Below are 21,133 nucleotides of genomic sequence, written 5' to 3'. Positions count from 1 at the left end.
AGCTTTCCGTAGGAAAGCCGCTTCGTAAGCATTAGCTTAGCGTCCGCCTTTGTTTTATGATTTCATCCTCATACAGGATACAAATAAAAGAAATCAGAAAACAACAGCGGCCGGAAGTCCAATCTTTCTCGTAGTGGCGACCACCGTTCCCAGTGTCATTATGAGTTTAACTTATATAACAGTCACCAAAGGAGCTCTATGATGAGTGAAGCAAGCTTTAAGGATTATCAATTAAGTGAAGACATTACCAGGGCGCTGGATAGCTTAGGCTACAAGCAGCCGACCATTGTACAACGCGAAGTGATTCCGATTGCGCTGAGCAAGCGCGATCTTACGGTCAAGTCGCACACCGGCAGCGGCAAGACGGCAGCCTACGGCATTCCGATCTGTGAAATGGTCGATTGGGACGAAAATCGGCCGCAGGCACTCGTATTGACACCGACCCGCGAGCTTGCTGATCAAGTAACCGAGGATATTACGAACATAGGCCGTTACAAAAGAATTAAAGCGACGGCTATTTATGGCAAGCAGCCCTTTGCCCCGCAGCGCATGCAGCTGACGCAAAAAAATCATGTGGTCGTCGGTACGCCGGGCCGCATTATGGATCATATCGAAAAAGATACGATTGATCTGGAGAAGCTGCGCTTCCTCGTCATTGACGAGGCGGACGAAATGCTGAGCATGGGCTTCATTGAGCAGTTGGAAATGATTATTCAGGAGCTGCCCAAGGATCGGGTGACGCTTCTATTCTCCGCTACGCTGCCGAAGGATGTAGAACGTCTATGTCATCGCTACATGAATGATCCCGTTGACATTGAGATTAAAGGAGCGGGCAGCACGAAGGCTGAAATCGAGCATTCGCTGTTTATCGTACGGGATAACCGCAAGCTTCAATTGCTGCAGGATGTGACGGTAATGGAAAACCCGGACAGCTGCATCATTTTTTGCCGAACGCAGGTGAATGTCGATGAGGTGCATCATGAGCTGACCCAGCTCGGCTATCCGATTGGCAAAATTCATGGCGGCATGGAGCAGGATGACCGTAATCGGGTCATGGGCGAGTTCCGCAGAGGCGAATTCCGTTATTTGGTAGCGACTGATGTAGCGGCGCGAGGCATTGATATTGATCGGATTTCCCATGTGATCAACTACGATTTTCCGATGGAGAAGGAAAGCTATGTCCACCGCGCAGGCCGAACTGGACGAGCTGGCAACAAAGGCAAGGCGATCTCGTTCGTGACGCCGAATGAGGATTCTTTTCTCGCGAATGTTGAGGCGTACATTGGGTTTAAAATCCGTCAGGCGGAGGCTCCGCCTGAAGATGTTGTGGACAGCCGCAGGGAAAGCTTTGAGCTGAAGCTGAAAGCAAGTCCCGAATTGAAGCAAGACAAGAAGTCACAGCTGAGTGCGGACATCCTCAAGCTGCATTTCAACGGCGGCAAGAAAAACAAGCTCAGAGCGGTTGATTTCGTGGGCACCATTGCGAAGATTGAGGGCATGACAGCTGTCGATATCGGCATTATTACGATTGAAGACAACAAGACCTATGTGGAGATTTTGAATGGCAAAGGCCAGCTTGTACTGCAAGCGATGAAAAATACGACGGTTAAAGGCAAGCTGCTTAAGGTGCAGCCTGCGCGGAAATAAAGGGTATAGCCGATTACGATCAGCAAGCGTAGCGGGAAGGGCGCATCAAGCAAAGCGCTCCTCCAAGCAATCGCGCTGCATCGTTATCGGCTTTATTTTTGTAGGAGGAAAATAAAGCTCGACTGACAAAATTGAGATATTGACATTTGTATTGGACTAGGCTGTATGTTATGGTTGAAGCACCAAATTGGTGGAGAAGGGGATAACAATGGCAAATGAGACGCCGCTAACGAAGGAAGCGATTTTGGACGCTGCGGAACAGGTGCTTCGGCGGTATGGCCCAGAAAAAACGTCCGTTACGGATATCGCGAAGTTTCTTCAGGTCAGTCATGGTACCTTATATAGGCATTTTGCCAGCAAAGCTGCGCTTCGAGAGACCGTTACCGAGAGATGGCTGGATAAAAGCGTATCCGAGCCTCTGGAAGGAATTGCGGCTGCAACGGACGGGAGCGCTGCTGTACAATTGCGTTCGTGGCTTGAGGCGCTCATGCAGAAGAAACGGATGTATGCGCTTGAGGATGCGGAGATGTTTGCGATGTACTCGGCGGTAACGCTGGAAGCCGTTGATTTAATTGCGGAGCATGTCGATCACTTGGTCAAGCAGATTGTCGTCATTGTAGAACGCGGCATGGACAGCGGCGAGTTTAAGCCAGGTGATGCGCATGCGATGGCAAGGGCTATTTTTCACGCGACAACGAAATTTCATCATCCGGCATTTGTGCGCGAATGGTCGAGCAAGGAAATCAATCAAGATTTTGATGCCGTATGGAGCTTGCTGCTTGCCGGATTACAATGAATACGCCTTTAGAAACAGCTCGGATTAATCCTCCGGCAGCCGTTTCTAACAGGCGTATTTTTTTGTGTTTAATCAGTATAAATGACAAAAAATAATATTTGTTATTTGACATTCGTAATGTGTCCGCTTATACTCAAGTCAACAACAACGAGGAATAATTCCTCGCGACAAAGGATGGGACCACGGATGGAGAGAAGTTTAACGGGTAAAGTGGCTTTAGTTACGGGTGCATCGAGAGGCATTGGGCAGAAAATCGCCGAGGATTTGGCTTCGCATGGGGCCCAGGTCGTTGTCAACTATGCAAGCAGCCCGGAAAAAGCGGACGAAGTAGTCGCCGGAATTAAACGCAATGGCGGGGAAGCGAAAGCGATTGGAGCGGATATTAGCAAGGTGGCGGAAATCAAAGAGCTGTTCGACAAAACATTGGAAGCGTATGGACAGATAGACATTTTGGTCAATAACGCAGGCATTATGATTAACAAGCCGCTCGCAAGCATAACGGAAGAGGATTTTGACAAGCAGTTTGAGATTAATGTCAAAGGCACCTTTTTTACGATACAGCAAGCAGCACTGCATATGAAGGAGAACGGGCGCATTATTAACTTTTCAACGTCGGTGGCGGGCCATATGTTCCCGACCTACAGCACCTACGCGGGAACGAAAGGGGCGGTAGAGCAGTTTACCCGTCAGCTTGCGAAGGAGCTTGGACCGAAAGGCATTACGATTAATGCCATTGCACCAGGGCCCGTCAATACGGAGCTGTTTAAAGTTGGAAAGACGGAGGAGCAAATAAAGGCAATCAGTAATGCCAACTCCTTTGGACGGCTAGGCGAGCCGGAAGACATTTCTCAAGTAGTGCTGTTTCTGGCAAGCAAGGAGTCGCAGTGGGTAACGGGGCAGACGATGCGAGTGAATGGTGGCTTCATTTAAGAGGATAGTTTGAACCCCCTGTGCAGCTATGATATGGTTCATATAAAAGGGGAGAGCGATCATGCAGCATCTGGATCAAATCGTGCCGCTTCTGGAACAGGATACGCTTACGAACATTACGCTGCTGAAAATGATCGAGGCTTATGAGGCATCCATCATCAGCAAGCTCATTAAGGACTCTGGAACGTCGCGATGGGGGCTGCTCCTACTGCTGCCAGTCGAAGCTTATCCCTATGATCAGCAGACGTATCCCGGCACCAACTTTATCGTTTTTGTCGCGTATACGGAGCAGTCGCTGCTGCCCGAGCTGCTTAAGGCGGTTCCCGCAGGAGCCCGCCTTGTGTTCAAGCTGCAGAAGGATGAGTACCGGGAACAGCTTGCCCATTATTACGAGCTGGAGCAGGCGAGAGCTTATATTTCCTATACGAGCCAAAACGAGCTAACAGGCAGCAGCGTGCAGCAGCATAAAGGGATTAGGAATGAGGACGTTGTGAAGCAGGAGGCGCTGGCAGTGGAACTGCTGCCGCTGCTTTGCAGCAACGGTTATACGCCGGAGGAGCTTCGCGACTATTTTGCCGCAGGCGCCTATGCCTTCGTCATATACCGGGAAGGTGAAGCTGCTGCCGGTTGCTTTATTTTTTGCAACTATGACGACGTTTGGGAAATTGCAGGCGTCCATACCCGGGAGCGCTGGCGTGGGCAAGGCTTGGCGCGGCAGCTTGTGGCTGCCGCCTTGGAGCATTTGCAGCAGGGTGGGCTAAGGCCGAGATACCATGTGCTGGAGACGAATGCCGCCTCGATCGGACTCGCCGAGTCGCTGGGCCTCCAGCCCTTCATGAAGCTGACGCATCATACGATGTGAAGACCAACCGCGGAACAGCGGTAAATTTAGCCGAATCAACAAAAGCCCGCACCTTCAACGCTAGCTGAAGGTGCGGGCTTTGCTTCGTCAAACCTTATAATTCCAGCAGCACGTAGCTGCCCATATAATACATTTCGGCATCATCATATTGATCAGGTAATTCCTCCCATACAATATCCCAAGTGTCATCCAGCATTTCTGAATAATCAACCTCAGGGGAGAGGCGCAAAATAATTTGCTCCTGCCCGCTTTGCACGAGCTTCTTCAATTCGATACGAAACTGCTTATTGGAAGTCACTTCGAGACCATTTTTCACATAGTAGTCGTATTTATTGCTCTCGCCCGTATATTGATCGAGCTCATCATCCAGCCAGTAAGAGACATCCTCTATATATTCCTCATTGATTGCAGTAGCATCGTTGGCGTTATACAGCATATAGGGAACGTCAGAATTAGTCGCATTGTTGGTCGGATCGACGTTCAGCCATTCTCCTTCAATGTTAACCTTGTTCCACGCATGCGGAACGCCATCCAAATAGCCGGTTACGACAATCGTCTCCACGCCAGCGAGATCGTTCAGCAGCTTGTAGGTGTAGGCATAGCTCATGCAGACGCCGAGTTTATTGATCATAATGCCATAGGTGCTGTAAGCATCATAAAACTCGGGGTCCACCTTGCGAAAATCATATTTATACGCATTATCCAGCGCCTCATCATCGTACACCGCCGTATCGTTCAAATAGTCATAAAGCGCCAGCCGTTTTTCCTCGTCGCTCATTTCAGGCGTAATGGTGGCTACAATAATGCGCTCGGCCTCCTGCATAATTTCCCGCTGCTTCGCGCGCATCTCCTTGACGGGATTCTCGTAGGACACATAAAGCGTAAGTGTGCGGTAATCGTAGCCGTAGCTTGCCAGCCCGATAATATAAGGATTTTGGTACATGACCTTCTCGACGACATCAATGAGAACCTCGGTATTTTGCGCTTCGGGAAAGGACATGAGCGAAATGTCTTCCTCTCCGGTCATCAAGTTGCGAGCCAAATATTCTTCCAGTGCCGAGTCAGCAGAAATATGCAGCTTCTCCAGCAGCTTGTCGGTTGGGACGGTTGCTTTATCGCCCTTGGCGACGACCCGGCGCGTATTATCGATTTGCCGATCAATCAGATTGTCTGTGGCTGAAGACGCTTTGGTGAAGCGAGTAATAATCGTCGGCACATTGGCATCCGGTATAAAATAGGTCGTATTTTCCGGCTGAACATAGCCGGTATTAGCTGTACCCTCGGCTTCCCCATCCTCGTCTTCATACCAAGAAGCGATATAATCGATATCCTCAAGGATGACGTCTTCAACCCAGACGACGCCTGTCAGCGCCGTGCCTTTAATGGAATACGGAATGCGCAGGGGGCTCGATGGCTCAAGGACAAGCTCATCCGTTTCATACACGATGTCCTTAAAGCTGATAGAGCCATCGGTATGCTTTACTTCGACACTGTAGGGTAGATCATCCACGTACTCGTAGGTGTTGCCGAACAGCTCTCCTTCATATTCGTCCACAACCTCCGTCGGAAGCTGGCTCGACAGATCGGCCGTCACGACGGGAACGCTGAAGTTGGATTCCTTGCCGTTTGCGACGGCGGTAACATAGAAGTTGCCCTGTACTCCGGTATTTTGCGCGAGTGTAAAGCTCTCGCCGCTATCGAGCTCTATTTGGTCGTAAGTGGTATCGCCAAAATCGTCTAGCTCCGTTCCTTTGACCCGCTCAATCAGGACAGGGGACTCCAAATAAAAAGCGGATTTTTTGCCGGGAGCGCTTGTTACGCCATCCGTTTTCCGAGCTTCGGGGAAGGTCTGATACACCTTGTATTCGCTGATCCCTGTTATTTTATCCCAGACGAGCTTTAGCCTGCCCTCCTCGCTAATTTCATAGCTGAGATTAGGAACGGGCAGCTTGGACTGTACCGTGAATGGGATAATGAGCGGCTCCTCTAGCTTTTGGGGCGTAGTGGAAGCCATGTCATAATCAATGCGGAGATAATAAATCGGCGCGTTGCCCCAGCCCAATTGATTATAGGAGGAAGCGGAAGGAAGCGGCAGCACACCTGAATCCAGCGGCTCGACCGTAATCATACTTTTGTTGCCCTCTACAGGGGTGACCCGGTTGAATGAAGCCATTTGGCTGGAGGGCAGCGCCTGCCGATCGGTATGAACGGTGATCGTTTCCTCCCATTTTAAAATGTCGAGTTGCGACAAATCAGATTGGAAATTAAACTCGAACTTCCTATCTTTTGCTACATTGTAGAGCGGCATGATCGGTTTCTTGCTGGTTTCGCCGTATTTTTGCTTTAGTTGCTGCACGGACAGCTTCTCCGGCGTCTGCCAAGCATATTTAAGCAGCTTAATGCTGGAATTGAAGCCATTGGCGGCATCTGACATACAGCCCGTCAGCAGCAGGCACATGACCAGCAGGCTGAGCAGCATTTTTTTCATTTATTTAGCTCCTCTAATTGATATCGATATGAAAATTTTAACTCGTTAAATATAATTGTTCAATTCATTTTTTCCAAAAAAACGATTGCTCTATGGATCGGTGATATAATGGTATTTTAAGGTAAATGGCTGCAGGAAGATGAATTATTCTTCTATTTCTAATATTGAGGAGTGCTGCAAATGTATGAATTAGCCCAAGTTGATTTTTATAAAGTAAGGCCGCTTCTTGAAGGTCATTTTTTGCATCCCGAAATGGTTTCCGTCATTGAAGGAAATAACCCGGGCTGGATTTTTGTGGACCAAATGGCTCAGCCGGGGACGGCTTTAGTATGGAGCAAGGGGATTCAGGGATTCTATTTAATCGGCGACGCTACGAATCCGACATTTATCGCTGAGCTGGATGATTATATTAATACTCATGTGGCACCTAGAATGCGCAAAGCTGGATTACAGCATTTTGAATGCTCAGGCCAGCATGACAAGTGGAGGCTGGGTGAGATTTTCCCCTCAAGAAGCCTGCATCCGTTTGAGCAGTTCGTATTCAAGCTGTTACAAGAGCCTCCGGTACCAAGCACGAGAGGGATCAAGACCTTTAATCTCAAAACAGCGGATTGGGATGACTTGCCGTGTACGAATCTAGCATTTGTGAAAGATACGCTTGAGCTATTTTGGTCATCGAAAGATTATTTTTTGGAAAAAGGATATGGCTTTGCCGCGCTAGAAGGTTCGGAAATTATAGGGGTGTGTTACTCCAGTTTTGTGACCGGGGATACGCATGCGATAGGCATTGAAACCCTTCCCCAGCATCAGAGGAAGGGCGTGGGGGAGCATCTGGCGAGTCTAGTCGTCAATGAAATCGTAAAAAATGGCTATATGCCCTATTGGGACTGCTCATCAGATAATGAAGGCTCTCAAAAAGTGGCGCTGCGGGTAGGGTTCGAGCAGGTTCATCGCTATCAAGGCCGCGTTTTTTCCATATAGACCATGGATGCTGGCCAGACGGCCAGCATCTTCAGCCTCCTTAAGTAAACAAATCCTCGCTTTCACAAATCGCACGAATTGCCTCCTTAGAAAAGGTGAAAAACAACCTTTTAGCCTGCTTATTCTATTTTTAATATCGCTTATCCTGAATTGAACAAAAAATTAAACGACTGGCATAAATAATCCCATTGAGAAGCGGGGCGCTATGCTATTTAATTAATACGAACCAATGAAAACGCATACATTTAGGAGGGGAAACATGAAGCGAAGAAAAATAGCAGCTGTGCTGATGATTGCCGCTATGCTGCTCAGCACGCTGACGGGACTTGCGCCACGCGCGGCTTGGGCAACGGAGGAGGAATCTGCAAATCCGAATGAAGGCATATCGGCAGCGGAGTCGGTGTACGAGCCCGGCCTGATTTTACACTATGATATGAAAACGACGGTGACCGATGCAGGGCAGACGATTGTGAAAAATGTAGCTGGCGGAACAGGCGCATATGATGGCATTTTCCGCAATCCGTCGAACGGCCAGCTTGTAGCGGATGGGTCTGCCGGTTTTGCTGGCTTTAACGGAGGCGCTGCTTCCGCGAACAGCGGCTATATTGAAATACCGAAAGGCGCTGGCGGCGAGGATCTGCTGAGCGGATTAACCGATGTCACGATTTCCTCGCTCGTTAACTGGGAGAACGACGGCACGAATCGCTGGATATTCGGATTGGGCGCCACGACGAGCGATCCCGAGAACGGCAACAAATATTTGTTTGCTACGCCGCGTCATGGCAGCACAGGCAATTACGTGGCTGCGGGCATATCGAAAAGCGGCTGGCGCAATGAAGCGATTTGGAAAGGCACTACCTCGCTTGCAGCCGGAGCCTGGAAGCAGGTTACGGTCGTATTCTCCGGTGCAGCGGATACGATAACGCTGTATGTGGACGGCGTGAAGGCCGCCTCCGGCTCGGCGAAGGGCATTAAGCTTGCCGATATTATAGCGACTGGGTCGAATTATTCCGGTTATATTGGCAAGTCTATTTTCGCGGGTGATGCTTTCTATCGCGGTTTAGTAGGCGACTTCCGCGTCTACAATTATGCGCTGAATGAGCAGCAGGCGTCTGAGCTGTATACGCAGACTTCCAGCACAATTACGAATCTCAAGCAGCTTGTGCTAACAGCAGCAGCGGATGCACTAGCTCCAGCGACGATGCTTGCCTCAGGCGATGTGAGCGCTGATGCGGTTACGAAAAATCTGACGCTGCCAGCAACTGGACGCAATGGCGTAGCGATTGCATGGAGCTCCAGCGATGCGACGGTCATCGCCGCGGATGGAAAGGTGACGCGTCCAGCGGCGTCAGAAGCGGATAAGCCGGTTCAGTTAACGGCGAGCCTGACGTATCAGGGGCTTTCCATGGAGCGAGTGCTGAGCTTTAAAGTATTGAAGGAATTTTCTGAAAGCGCTATCGCTCAGGCGGATATGGAGGCTTTGGTCATTCCTCATACCGATCAGGTGAAGGGAAATCTGACGCTGCCGCAGCTTGGAGGAAATGGCTCCACCATCGAGTGGGAATCCAGCGATCCGGCGATTGTGAAAGGTTCGGCACAGGCGGCGGGCGATCTGACCCAGCTGGGCAGAGTGCTGCGTCCTGCGGACAAGGATGCTGCTGTTACACTGAAGGCCACGGTGAAAAAAGGCAGTGCAAGCGTGGAGCGGCTGTTCCACCTGACCGTGAAGCAGGCTCCGCCGAGCCTTGATTATGACGCGTATTTCTTTGCTTATTTTACCGGGGAATATGAGGGTGGAGAAGAAATTTCCTTTGCGACAGCCGAGGACCCGCTCAAGTGGCGGGCGCTGAATAATGGCCAGTCGATTATTCAATCGACACTCGGCGAGAAGGGGCTGCGCGATCCATTCATTATGCGCTCCCATGAGGGCGATAAGTTTTATTTGCTGGCGACGGATTTGCGCATGGGCGAAAGCACGAATTTTGACCAGGCGCAAATAACGGGCAGCCATTCCATTATGATTTGGGAATCTGATGATCTCGTCAACTGGAGCGAGCAGCGCATGGTCGACGTCGCGCCGAAAAATGGCGGCAACACTTGGGCGCCAGAGGCGATTTACGATGAAAAGACGGGGCAATACGTCGTATTCTGGGCTTCCTCGATGAAGGCTGCAGATACGTATGGCAAATATACGGGCGGTCGCCCATCGGGGCAATACAATGTCATGTATTACGCGACGACGCGGGATTTCTATACCTTCTCCGAGCCAAAGGTGTATATGGATGAAGCATTCCCGACGATTGATACGACGATGCTGCAGGAGGGCAATGACCTGTATCGTTTTACGAAATCGGAAATCGGCTACAAGGTGTATTACGAGAAGGCAGCAAACGTCTTTGACGATGTGGATGGCATTGCGGCCAATGGCTATCAGTTCCCGGCGATTGCCGGAACGAAAAATGGCAACCAGGGACGAATTGGGCATGGCGGAAACAATGAAGGGCCAACCCTATTCAAGGATATCCGGGAGGACAAATGGTATATGTTCCTCGATTCCTGGCCCTATCATGTGCGCGTCTCGAACAATCTGGAGGACGGAGCGCAGTTCAGGGATAATCTGCTCGCTGCTGATCAATATGCGCTGCCGCCAGGGCCGCGCCACGGCACGGTCATTCCGGTAACGCGGGCGGAATATGATGCGCTGCAAGCGCAATACGGCGTATCTGGTCCAGTGGAAAAGGAGCAGCCAGTCGTGCATTATACGTTCGACAGCAGCAGCGTAACCGGCACGCTTGTGAAGGATATGTCGGGGCAGGGACATGATGCGGAGCTCGTTGGTGGAGCCTCCATTAACCAGACGGATAAAATAGGCGACTCCGGCAGCTCGGTGGAGCTGAACGGCACAACGGGCTATGTAAAGCTGCCAGACAATCTTGTTCGCGATTTGAATTTGGAGAAGACGACCATTGCGACTTGGGTGAGGGCGGATCAGAACAAGCTCAACCAGCGGATTTTTGACTTTGCATCAGATACGGGCAGAGCCGCTAACCGCAATACGATGTACTTGAGCACGACAGGCGATAATGGAGGCCTTGAGTTTGCTATCGTGACGCCATTCACAGAGAAGTTTGCCAATGACTCGACACTGCTTGGTGCAGGCTATAAATATGCGCTTCGCACGGCGAAGCCAGCGGCAAGCGTTTGGCATCATGTGGCGGTATCCATCGATGGCTTCGAGGCGGTCATGTATGTGGACGGGAAAGAAGTATCACGCAGCAGCACCTTCAACGTAGAGCCGCGCATGCTGCTGCAGACGACGATGAACTACATCGGGAAATCCCGGAATGCGAGTCACGGCTTGTTCGACGGCAAGCTCGACGATTTCCGTATTTACAATCGGGCGCTGACGAAGGAGCAGGTTGCTGCGCTTGCAGCGGACATTCCGGAAGCACCGGGAGGCGGCGAGCAGCCGGAGGCGCCTAAGGCGATCGTCCATTATGATATGGGCCAAGTGGATGGCACGACGGTGAAGGATTTGGCTGGAAGCTTTAATGGCACTTGGGTCAATTCGCAAAAAGCAGAGTGGATTCATGCCGGGCAGAATGGTGTCATCAGCTTCGCAGGCGGCACGACCAGCTCCTATATTGAGCTGCCAAAAGGAGCGACCGATGGCCTGGCCGATACGACGGTATCGATGCTGATGAACTGGAGCGGCAAGGCTGGGGCGGAATGGGCCTTCGCATTGGGGCAGAATAGCACCAAATATATGTATTTTACACCGCGTTATAATACGTCGTCAGCGAATGCGCGCGCGGGCATTGCGACAAATTCATGGAACAACGAGGTTGCGGCGCAGCATACAGCTGGTCTGCCGACTAATCAGTGGAAGCTGGTCACGGCGGTTTTATCTGAAGGGGAGCAGATGCTAACGCTCTATATTGATGGTGTTATGGTAGGAGCAACACCAACGGGTGGCATGACTATGGCCCAAATTCAAAATGCAGGCGGCATCAGCGGTTATATCGGCAAATCCTTTTATGCAACAGATCCGTATTTCGGTGGCATGATCGCTGAGTTTAAGCTGTTCAATGGCGCTTTGAGCGGAGCGGAAATCGGGGTGCTTCAGCAGGAAGCAGCTGCGAAGATTGCCGCGCTAGATGGGCTCACGCTGGAATATGCGGCGAATCAATTGGATTACAGCGCTTTTCTGAACGGCAATGCGAGCAAGGACAGCATTCGCACGAATTTGAAGCTTCCGGCTAGCGGCGGACATGGCACGACAATCACTTGGGTTTCGGGCACGCCGAGCGTGGTGTCGAATACGGGTGTTGTCCTACGTCCTGCCAGCGAGGCAGGCAATCAGAGCGTCACGCTTATTGCTACGATAACGGATGGGACCAAATCGGTGACTCGCAGCTTCACGGTCATTGTGGAGAAGGATGCCAGTCTTATGGAGAAGGCGCTGTTGGATGCGCAAAGCCTAATCATCTACAATCTGGCCGATGTTCGCGGGCATTTGACGCTGCCTGTGAAGGGAGCGAACGGGTCGTCCATTGCATGGGTCAGCGAGCAGCCTAATGTCATCACGGCAACAGGCGAGGTTGCACGTCCCGCGCACGGCACACAGGATGTAACCGTTAAGCTGACCGCCATCATCACGAATGGCGCAACCTCTATTTCGAAGGCGTTCATAGCGACGGTGAAGCCGCTGCCTGCGCCAGCCGATTATAAAGGCTATGCATTCACTTATTTTACTGGGGAAGGCTCGGCAAGCGGCGAGCAAATCTATTTTGCACTAAGCAAAGGCAACGACGCGCTGCATTGGCAGGAGCTGAATGGAGGACTTCCAGCAATCACCTCTAATTTGGGTGAAAAAGGTTTGCGTGATCCGTTTATTATTCGTTCCCCGGAGGGCGACAAATTTTATCTGATCGCAACCGATTTGAAAATTTACGGCAATGGCGATTGGGGTGCCTCCCAGACGAGCGGAAGCCGTTCCATTATGGTTTGGGAATCGACGGATCTTGTGAATTGGTCGAACCAGCGAATGGTAGAGGTATCTCCGCCAGAAGCGGGAAATACTTGGGCTCCTGAAGCGTTTTACGACGAGAAGACAGGAGAATACGCCGTATTTTGGGCATCGAAAATGTATGAAGATGAGAGTCACAGCGTAGGTACGCATCAGCGCATGATGGTGGCTAAGACACGCGATTTCTATACGTTCTCGGAGCCGGTCGAGTATATGAATGATGGTTATTCGATTATTGATACGACGATGATTGGGCATGATGGCAAAGTATATCGTTTTACAAAGGATGAGCGCAGCACTAGCAGTGCGACACCGAATGGGAAGTTTATTTTTCAAGAGTCAGGCAGCAGTGTCTTTGACAGCAGCTTTAAGCTGATCAAGGAGGGCATTGGGCGCGGACAAATTGGCCAGGGGGAAGGTCCGACCATATTCAAGTCCAATACGGAGGAAAAATGGTATATGTTCATCGATGAATTCGGCGGCCGAGGCTATGTGCCGTTTGAGACAACAGACCTCGATTCAGGGGAATGGAAAATATCGACGAATTATGACCTGCCGTCAAGGCCGCGCCACGGTACCGTTATTCCCGTGACACAAGCGGAATATGACCGCCTGCTTGTAAGTGTACCGAAGGCAGGACAGTCTGGGTCAGGAACGAAAGTAACCGGTGTGCAGCTTGCGCCTTCAGCGCTTGCACTGAAAGCAGGGGAAGGAGCGCAGCTTGCGGCAAATGTTGCGCCTGCGGCTGCGACGAATAAATCTGTTGCTTGGTCGAGCAGTAATCCGGCTGTGGCAGCGGTGGATGCAACAGGCTATGTGCACGCGGTTGGAGAAGGTACAGCCTATATTAGCGTTGCAACGGTAGATGGTGGATTTATGGCCGTATCGGCAGTGACGGTAACCGCAGGGGAAGATAACGGTGGTGGAACACCGACACCTCCGGTTGAGCCAACGCCAACGCCAGGTGCGACGCCAACACCGACACCTAGTCCAACACCAGCACCGCCGACACCAAGCTCGGGTCCGACACCGACCCTACCAGGCTCGACGACTGGTCCAACAACGACGCCGATCATATCTATTCCGTCGACAGCGCCAGGCACAATGCCAGCAAAACCGAGTGCGGCACCTAGCACACCGCCGACTGGCGCCTTTAGCGATACAGCGAACCATTGGGCAAGCGCTTCGATTGCAAAGCTGACGGAAAAGGGATTAATGAAGGGTTATCCGGACGGCAGCTACAAGCCGAATGCCGCGATGAGCCGCTCTGAATTTGTGACGGTCATCTATCGCATGCTTGGTCTTGACTCTACTGCTGCTGGATCAACGGCAACCTTCAGCGATGTATCGGCAGATGCTTGGTACAGCGGGGCGGTTCATGCCTTGCGTGAAGCGGGAATTGTTAGCGGCGATGCCACAGGCACGTTCAGGCCGGGCGATGCCATTACACGAGAGGAAGCTTTTGTGCTCGTATACCGCATTATGAAAGAAAAGCTTGCGCTCAGTGGGGATAGTAATGGGCTTATATTCACTGACGATGCAGCGATTTCAGACTGGGCGAAGGAGGCGATAGCTGCCTTGTCCACAGCAAATGTACTGAGCGGCTACGACGATGGCACGCTCAAACCGCAGGGCAGTATTACCCGAGCTGAAGTCGCGACGATTTTGGCAGCATTCGTAGAATAAGCAATAGAAACCAGCTGGAAAATCAGCGAAATAAAAATACGGCGGCGGCTCCCGAAATTTTGCCCGGGAGCTGCCGCCGTTTTATTTTCAGAAATACGTATGGCTAGAAGTTACTCAGCACTAGCTTTAGGCGAAAGTACTAGGAGAAGCAAAGTTAGCTGGTTTTTAGCACAGGAGAGCAAACTGGACATCGCTTTTCACAAAGAGGTACAATCTATAACAGATCATTTATGCTCGTGGCAGAAAGGTCTACAAGAGAGGATGACGATACATGTTAGATGCAAATCATTTATTTGGACAAGCCCTTGTCAAATCGCTGGTAGGGGAACGCGGTCATATTCGTATTGCCCGTGCTCTACCTGACATTAATGCCGAGTTAGCCGGGCGCGTACATCAAAATATGCCTTACAGCATCTACCAGCTGTTGAAACATATGCATTTCTGGCAGCATTTCATGCTGGAGCACTTGGAAGGACGTAAGCCGCAGCTTCCCGCAAACGTCATGGAGAGCTGGCCTGAAGAGACTGCCCCACAAGATGAGGCAGCGTGGCAGGCGGATATTCAGGCCTTTCTGGCTGGAGTCGATCAAGCGGTAGCTATTGCCGAAACCGCACAGCTGGATGAGCCGCTTCTGTATTTTCCAGGTGAGACAAAAGCGGGTCTGCTGCGCAATATTGCGTCCCACAATTCGTACCATCTGGGCGAAATTGTGCTGCTGCGCCGCTTTTATGGTGCATGGCCGCCACCAGGAGGCGGATTTCCGGCGTAACGGGTAGAAGCACCTTTTACAATTGCTTAGGGGTAAATGCTATTTAAATTAGCAGCCCCTAGCCTCTTATTTTATGGCCTCAGTAAATGATGCAGCGACAGTAGCAGCGAGCTGTTCAGGGGGAAGCTCCAGCTGCAGGCCAATCTTCCCGGCGTTGACGACGATCGTCTCCTGTAATTCAGCGCTGCTGTCGATAAAGGTAGGATACCGTTTTTTCATACCAATTGGAGAACAGCCGCCGCGTATGTAGCCCGTCCACTTTTGCAAATCCTTCACTGGCAGCATTTCAAGCCTCTTCTCTCCGGCCGCTATGGCCGCTTTCTTCATATCCAGCTCAGCCCCAACGGGAATGACAAAAATTTAGAGGCTGTTTCCGCTGTGAGTGACCAGCGTTTTAAACACGCTCTCCGGAGCTTTTCCAATTTTTTCAGCTACAGCACTGCCGTGGATTTTCCCATCCTCGTTATCATAGGTGTGCACCTCATAAGAAATATGGTCGGCATCCAGCATGCGCATGGCATTTGTTTTGGTTACTTGCATAATGTGTTCTCCTTGTTCTATTGATTCGTTTTTTTCGAACATTATTGGTTTGAATTCGAGTAATTATGTGAATAATCATGCTATAATTGAGAAAATATCAAAGTGAGAATCAGGAGGTGGTATTGTGCTAGTTATGTTCCGTTGTAAGAACTTTTCTTCCTTCCATGAAGAAGCTGTTCTAGACATGCGTGCTACTTCCTATACCCAACATAGTTCCCATATTATTAAACAGGATTCGGTGAATTTATTGAAAACGTTAGCCATTTACGGGGCAAACGCCAGTGGGAAATCAAATCTAATTAGTGCAATGCATTGGTACGAACGATTAATTTTTAGTCATTTATTTCAGGAAAAACAATCTCAACACCCTAACGACGAAGTTGAGGAGCCACGACAACTTTCCTCTATCCAGCCTTATTTGCTAAGTGAGCCTATAAATGCCTGCATTGAATTTGAAATGATTTTTATTCACCAGAAGAGAATGTTTCAATATGGTTTTTCTATTGAAGACTCTCTCATTTTAACAGAATGGCTAAGCATCGATAATGTTCTTGTTTTCGATAGAGGTGAAAAGGGAATTTCATTTGGGAAAAAATATGAGTCCCAGTTAAAGCATTTCAATAAATATCGCGAAGATCGACTTTATCTTTCTGTGCTCGACTACTTTGCTACCGATGAAATGAATGAAACGGTCAACTGTTTTAAAGACTTTTTCCGAAGTCGATTCAATGTTCACTTTGAATTAATTTTAGAATCGAGTATAAAAGGCACCGTCGATTCCTGGTCACATTCCAAACGACTTGTTCATGATGATAACTTTCGTACAAAGGTCGCAGAATATATACGAAAAATTGATGTGGGCATTGAGGACATCGTCATTGAACAGGAGTGGGTTATGAACAAAAAAAGGGGGCAAAAGGAGCAAGAGCCACTAATTAAAACGATTCACCCTGTCTATAACGCAGATGGTGTTCGGGTGGGAACTAAAACTTTTGATCTCCCTCAAGAATCATCCGGCACACTAAGGTTTCTTTCTTTTATTCAAGAAATTTTGATTCTGATTGAAAAGGGTGGGGTTTTTGTCATTGATGAGTTATCGGCTCGACTCCACCCTTTGCTAACAAAATTTATTGTAGATCTCTTTCAATCGGATACGAACACTAATCAGGCCCAACTAATCTTTACTACTCACGATACATCCATTCTAAATAAAGAGCAGTTCAGGCGCGATGAAATTATGTTTGTTGATAAAAATGAACGGGGAGCTTCTACGTTATACTCATTGGCTGATTTGAAAACGGTTAGACAAGATGCGACTTACAATAAGGATTATTTTAATGGTAAGTATGGCGCAATTCCCATTTTTCAGCCGATAGTCAATCGAAACGGTGGTGATTGATATTGCCAGATTAAATCCGTTTATGCCTAGGCAAATCGAAACACGCCACAGTAATTTGGGTAAAGTGCTTCTAATTTGCGAAGGACCTACTGAAGTCTACTATTTTGAGCATTTTGCTAGCATTATTCGCAATAATCAAAATAAGTATGCGCATCTAGATATAGAATCAATTCCAGCGGGAGGAAATGCCCAAAGAGTTCTAAATTTTGCAGAAGAATTTCTTCAGGATGAAATTAATCTTCGAAAGTATAGTTTATATGAAAAACATCTCGTATTTGATTGCGATGCTCCAACTGAGATAGAACGGGTCATTATTGAAATGCTTTCATCGGCTAATAACTATACATTATCCTTAACTAGTCTATTGTTTGAAACTTGGCTACTTATGCATTTTGAACAAGTAGAACAGCTGTATTCTAACACCAAAACAAAAATAGAATCCAGATTAAATGTCGCCTTAGGCAAAACGTACTCAAAAGCTGATCCTGGTCTTATCCGTCAAATAGTTGGGAACGGTGATAACTTAAGAAGTGCCATTTCGCATGCTTTTGAACTTGAGGAGCGCTATAGGAAGCAAAATCTAAATATGGAAAAGGATATTCGACAAATGAATCCTTTCACAACGGTCCATTTACTTATGGAACGTATTCTAAATGAGCTGTAAAACTAATGATAATGACCGAATAAAGCTGGCGACCTATTCGGTCATTTTCATTTTACGCACAATAGTAAGCCTGACTTGTGATCAACCCTATCGATCCGGTATAACAAACGACACCGTTGTTCCTTCATTAATGCTGCTCACAATTGACAAGCCCTGGCCGTATAGCTGCTGCAATCGTCGATTCGTATTAGGGATGCCAATTCCAGCTTTTTCACTCAAAGCAGCATTTTGCAATTGAGCGACCTTCTCCTGATCCATTCCCTTGCCATTATCCTTTACTTCAATAAGGGTAAAACCCTCCCGGCGAGTGATGGAAAGCTGAATCGTACCTCCCGCGTTTCGGCTGAGGAGACCGTGCTTGACGGCATTTTCGATCAGCGGCTGAATAGAGAGCGGGGGCAGCAGCAGGCGGATGCCCGGCTCCACCTCCCATTCAATCGACAGCCGATTCCCGAACCGCGTTTTTTCAATATATAGATAGGCTTCGACGAGCGCGAGCTCATGAGACAGCTCTACTAACTCTCCTGTATTGAGATAATCAAAGCTAATTCGTAAAAAGGACGAGAAAGCCTCACCCAGCTTGCGCATGCTTTCCGTATCAATATCACTTAATGCCATTAATGAATTAAGGGTGTTGAATAGGAAGTGAGGCTGAATTTGCGCTTGCAAATAGGCGGCCTCCATACGGAGACGCTCATTAATGGATTGCTTCAGTGCTATCAATGCTCTGATCCGATATTTTAACTCCAGAGCATCTACGGGCTTCGTCACGTAGTCGCTTGCTCCCGCTGAAAATCCGGTGTAAATGTCGGCTCGCTGGCTGCGTGCGGTTAGAAGCAATACGGGCAGCTCCGACATGGAAAACTTCTCTCTTACTTTCTGCGTTAATTCATAGCCGGACATTTGTGGCATCATGACGTCAGCGATAAGCAAATCCCACTGCCTTGTCCCAAGCAATTGCAGCGCTTCACGTCCGGAACGGGCGGTTGTAAGGGTATACGGTTCGGTCGAAAGAATGCTCGCGAGAACATTCAGATTGATCGGATCGTCGTCAACGGCAAGAATATGGGTGTGCTCTTCCTTAAGCAGCGGCGCAATTGTGGCAGCAGCCTCTATTTCCCCTGAGAAATGATGCGGGAGCAGGAAGCCAGCGGGCGTCTCCTCCATGATTGCGGGCACCTGTCCAGAAGTTTTCGGGAACTGTGCCTGCGGAAGCTTAGCCTCATCTGCCAACGGAAGATTAAAGCTGAATACAGAGCCTTTGCCCAATTCAGAGCGAACCGTCAATGCTCCGCCGTGCAGCTCGACAAGCTGCTTGCAAATACTTAAGCCCAGTCCAATGCCTTGCCCGTCGCTTATCCCAAAAGAACCTTGCTCATAAGGAAGAAAAATCTTCTCCTGCGTTTCTTTATCTATACCGAGTCCCGTATCGGAAATATGAATAATCACTTGCTTGTCTCTCATTTCGGCGGAGATGGCAATGCTTCCTTCCTCCGTATACTTGAGGGCATTATGCAGCAGGTTATATAAAATTTGAACGAGCCTTTTCTCATCAGCGATAACGAAGGGCAGCGATTCGGATATATCCATATGCAGATTAATTGGCTTGTGCTCCTTCATGAATTGCAGCATCGCGATAACACCGGGTGCGATAGCCTGAATGCTCAAGGGCTCTCGCTGCAAAACAATGCGTTGTTCCTGAAGCCGAGCAACATCGAGAAGATCGCCAAGCAGCTGCGACATTCGCCTGCTGATTGTAATGAGGAGCTGCATGTCCTCAAGGCTGCTTTTCGTAAGTCTAGACTTCTCTTTGGTGACCACGTTGTAAGCAATATTCATAATGCCATGCAGCGGGGTACGGAGCTCATGAGATGTATTAGCCAAAAATTGGTCTTTAATTTTATCCGCTTTTTGCAGTTGCTTGTTCAAGTCTCTGTTTTCTATCGCATTTCGAAAATATTTTTTAAACCAATAGGCCGAAAAGCCAATAATGGCAAAAATAATGTCGAGGGGATAGTAGACGGTGGTAACATCTCTTATATTCTCAGCCATACTCCATAATAAGTTGGAAAGAATGCCTGCTGCAGATAACAGCAAGTAAATGATGTCATTATCTTTATTTTTTTGCAAAAACATCGTTCCTACTATGTAGATAAACCAGGCGAATGAGATGAAATTTATCGTATTCAATACATTGAAATGGATAAGTCTATAAACGATAGAGACTGGCGAAACTAGAAAAATGACGGTAAGAACAACGATGGCCGCATTGTATGTGCGGAACCAGTTCTCTCGCAGTGGGGCGGTGTTGAAGCTATTGAATAGCAGCAGCAGGAATATATTTTGCCACAGCAGAGTGATCAGTCTAATTTTGAACGCCCAAGTATAGTTGATCGGTAGCCATAATAAAAGGATATTGTCGTGACCAATTAGAATGGTAATGCCAACGGATAATGTTAATAGCGCTGCGAACAACAAGGTCTTCTCTTGCGGACTTAAGAGGTAGAGAATGCAAGCATATGCACAATGAAGCAGCAGAATAAGAAAAACGAGCATCTGAAACCCAATAGAGTACCAGCGTACAAAATCAATAGTGGCCGCAGTGCCAAAGCGAATCGGCGTTACAATACCGCCCTGATAAGGGCTGTCAAAATTGGCTGCGCGAATGACTAATTCGATCTCTGTCGCTCCTTCAATGCCATAAGTAGAGGTGAACGAGGCGCTTTTTGGCGTATATTCATTTGCAGCATCGGCAAGTTTGCCCTTGCCCCCATCATTTTTTCCGTTAATTTCAATTTCTGACGCCGCCTGAATTTTTTTGAACCAGAACGAAACAGGAGTCTGAAGCGGATCGATCAAAATGCGAAGATGATATGTTCCATACCCGTACGAGTTGCTTGAATGATGCGGCAGCACGCTGCTCCAATCGCCTGGAACGACAACGTGACTTGCATCGGATTCCATCCCCAAAAGCTCGCTGCCCGTTAAGAATTTTTCAGGATAAAACTGCCATTCTCCATTCAAATTTAGCGCGGGGGAATTTTCTAATTCGATACCGCGAAGGTCAAGCACACCGCCAACGGCATGCGGTTGCTGGTCAGACATGGGAAAAACGACAGACCACGCCCATCTCATGCCAACTAATACAGCAAAAATCAATAGCATGATCGTTATATATTTAAAACGTGTTATATGTTTTGCCTGCATGATGTTCATCAATTTTGTCATAAATGAATAAAACCTCTTTTGACCGTTCTATATTGTTAATCCTTTACATTATAGCACAGGAGGTTGCCGTTCTCTTACTAGGATGCTAGAGGGAAAAGAGGGGAAGAACTCAGT

At 48.7% G+C, this 21,133-nt stretch carries 11 protein-coding genes and 1 pseudogene; 9 read left to right on the top strand and 3 right to left on the bottom strand.

Translation table 11 applies throughout. The features are described from left to right. Window positions 1–201: 201 nt before the first annotated feature. From AC50YG_RS23010 to AC50YG_RS22995, 4 genes are all read left to right on the top strand, one after another. The gene (locus tag AC50YG_RS23010; RefSeq protein WP_494829972.1) at window positions 202–1,647 is read left to right on the top strand and encodes a DEAD/DEAH box helicase; all 1,446 of its coding nucleotides are present in this window, start codon (window positions 202–204) and stop codon (window positions 1,645–1,647) included. 208 nt (window positions 1,648–1,855) lie between these two features. Continuing rightward, window positions 1,856–2,443: a TetR/AcrR family transcriptional regulator gene (locus AC50YG_RS23005; RefSeq protein WP_494829970.1), complete on the top strand. Its 588-nt coding sequence runs from the start codon at window positions 1,856–1,858 to the stop codon at window positions 2,441–2,443. A gap of 186 nt (window positions 2,444–2,629) precedes the next feature. After that, window positions 2,630–3,373, top strand: a complete 744-nt coding sequence (locus AC50YG_RS23000) for an SDR family oxidoreductase (RefSeq protein WP_473756229.1) — start codon at window positions 2,630–2,632, stop codon at window positions 3,371–3,373. 61 nt (window positions 3,374–3,434) lie between these two features. Next, window positions 3,435–4,235: a GNAT family N-acetyltransferase gene (locus AC50YG_RS22995; RefSeq protein WP_494829968.1), complete on the top strand. Its 801-nt coding sequence runs from the start codon at window positions 3,435–3,437 to the stop codon at window positions 4,233–4,235. Between the two features lie 94 nt (window positions 4,236–4,329). On the opposite strand, the gene AC50YG_RS22990 is transcribed toward AC50YG_RS22995, so the two are convergent. Beyond that, the gene (locus AC50YG_RS22990; protein ID WP_494829966.1) at window positions 4,330–6,723 is read right to left on the bottom strand and encodes a transglutaminase domain-containing protein; all 2,394 of its coding nucleotides are present in this window, start codon (window positions 6,721–6,723) and stop codon (window positions 4,330–4,332) included. Window positions 6,724–6,903: 180 nt separating this feature from the next. Here AC50YG_RS22990 and AC50YG_RS22985 point away from each other — a divergent pair, with 180 nt between their 5' ends. The 3 genes from AC50YG_RS22985 (at window position 6,904) to AC50YG_RS22975 (ending at window position 15,188) form a co-directional block, all read left to right on the top strand. Then, on the top strand, window positions 6,904–7,704 hold the full coding sequence (locus AC50YG_RS22985; protein ID WP_494829964.1) for a GNAT family N-acetyltransferase: 801 nt from the start codon (window positions 6,904–6,906) through the stop codon (window positions 7,702–7,704). Between the two features lie 259 nt (window positions 7,705–7,963). Beyond that, window positions 7,964–14,419, top strand: a complete 6,456-nt coding sequence (locus AC50YG_RS22980; protein ID WP_494829962.1) for an immunoglobulin-like domain-containing protein — start codon at window positions 7,964–7,966, stop codon at window positions 14,417–14,419. A 271-nt stretch (window positions 14,420–14,690) separates the two neighbouring features. Then, window positions 14,691–15,188 carry a DinB family protein gene (locus AC50YG_RS22975; RefSeq protein WP_494829960.1) on the top strand — a complete coding sequence of 166 codons (498 nt, stop codon included), beginning with the start codon at window positions 14,691–14,693 and terminating at the stop codon, window positions 15,186–15,188. Between the two features lie 66 nt (window positions 15,189–15,254). Here the strand turns inward: AC50YG_RS22975 and ybaK are convergent. Continuing rightward, window positions 15,255–15,728 (bottom strand): annotated as a pseudogene (gene ybaK / locus AC50YG_RS22970) (Cys-tRNA(Pro) deacylase). 133 nt (window positions 15,729–15,861) lie between these two features. On the opposite strand from ybaK, the gene AC50YG_RS22965 reads away from it, so the two are divergent. Together AC50YG_RS22965 and AC50YG_RS22960 are read left to right on the top strand one after the other, a co-directional pair. Then, a complete protein-coding gene (locus tag AC50YG_RS22965) occupies window positions 15,862–17,127 on the top strand; it encodes an AAA family ATPase (RefSeq protein WP_494830423.1) in 1,266 nt (421 codons plus the stop codon). Further along, a complete protein-coding gene (locus AC50YG_RS22960; protein WP_494829958.1) occupies window positions 17,117–17,791 on the top strand; it encodes an RloB family protein in 675 nt (224 codons plus the stop codon). The genes AC50YG_RS22965 and AC50YG_RS22960 overlap by 11 nt, the downstream gene beginning before the upstream one ends. Before the next feature lie 87 nt (window positions 17,792–17,878). On the opposite strand, the gene AC50YG_RS22955 is transcribed toward AC50YG_RS22960, so the two are convergent. Next, a complete protein-coding gene (locus AC50YG_RS22955) occupies window positions 17,879–21,019 on the bottom strand; it encodes a hybrid sensor histidine kinase/response regulator (protein ID WP_494829956.1) in 3,141 nt (1,046 codons plus the stop codon). Between the last annotated feature and the right edge of the window lie 114 nt (window positions 21,020–21,133).

This window comes from Paenibacillus sp. J31R34, from assembly GCF_059383715.1.
This window is presented reverse-complemented; position numbering and strand designations above follow the sequence as displayed.

Coding starts and splice junctions, on each gene's coding strand:
- AC50YG_RS22995 (WP_494829968.1), top strand. CDS start 3,435: ATGCAGCATCTGGATCAAATCGTGCCGCTTCTGGAACAGGATACGCTT.
- AC50YG_RS22985 (WP_494829964.1), top strand. CDS start 6,904: ATGTATGAATTAGCCCAAGTTGATTTTTATAAAGTAAGGCCGCTTCTT.
- AC50YG_RS22975 (WP_494829960.1), top strand. CDS start 14,691: ATGTTAGATGCAAATCATTTATTTGGACAAGCCCTTGTCAAATCGCTG.
- AC50YG_RS23000 (WP_473756229.1), top strand. CDS start 2,630: ATGGAGAGAAGTTTAACGGGTAAAGTGGCTTTAGTTACGGGTGCATCG.
- AC50YG_RS23010 (WP_494829972.1), top strand. CDS start 202: ATGAGTGAAGCAAGCTTTAAGGATTATCAATTAAGTGAAGACATTACC.
- AC50YG_RS22980 (WP_494829962.1), top strand. CDS start 7,964: ATGAAGCGAAGAAAAATAGCAGCTGTGCTGATGATTGCCGCTATGCTG.
- AC50YG_RS23005 (WP_494829970.1), top strand. CDS start 1,856: ATGGCAAATGAGACGCCGCTAACGAAGGAAGCGATTTTGGACGCTGCG.
- AC50YG_RS22965 (WP_494830423.1), top strand. CDS start 15,862: ATGTTCCGTTGTAAGAACTTTTCTTCCTTCCATGAAGAAGCTGTTCTA.
- AC50YG_RS22990 (WP_494829966.1), bottom strand. CDS start 6,723: ATGAAAAAAATGCTGCTCAGCCTGCTGGTCATGTGCCTGCTGCTGACG.
- AC50YG_RS22955 (WP_494829956.1), bottom strand. CDS start 21,019: ATGACAAAATTGATGAACATCATGCAGGCAAAACATATAACACGTTTT.